Annotated in this window: 1 protein-coding gene; it reads left to right on the top strand. The window is 64.0% G+C overall.

Features of this window, described 5'->3' with window-relative positions; genetic code table 11:
• The coding region (locus CVH10_RS20600; RefSeq protein ID WP_219924909.1) for an ion channel at positions 1–272 on the top strand (272 nt) is incomplete at both ends.

The raw sequence follows: 272 nt of genomic DNA, 5'->3' as shown, positions 1-272 counted from the left end.
TCCGGCCTGGCTGTTCAACCTCGGCTTCCTGCGGATGCTGCGGCTGTGGACCCTGCTGAACTCGGACTTTTTCTGGCGCACCGTGGGGGCGCGGTTCGACGATACGCGGGTCGAAGGGATCGCCCGCGCCCTGGCCAATCTGATCACCTTCGTCTTCGTGGCGACCGGCTTCGTCTATGCGACCTTCAGAGGGCATGACGGCATCGCCGGCTATGTCGATGCGCTGTATTTCACGGTGGCCACTCTGACGACGACGGGGTTCGGCGACGTCA

The sequence above is a fragment of the Halomonas sp. ND22Bw genome (genome assembly GCF_003011945.1).
GTDB classification, from domain to species: domain Bacteria; phylum Pseudomonadota; class Gammaproteobacteria; order Pseudomonadales; family Halomonadaceae; genus Halomonas; species Halomonas halophila.
The sequence above is the reverse complement of the archived record's forward strand: the minus strand, read 5'-3'. Positions and strand labels throughout refer to the sequence as shown.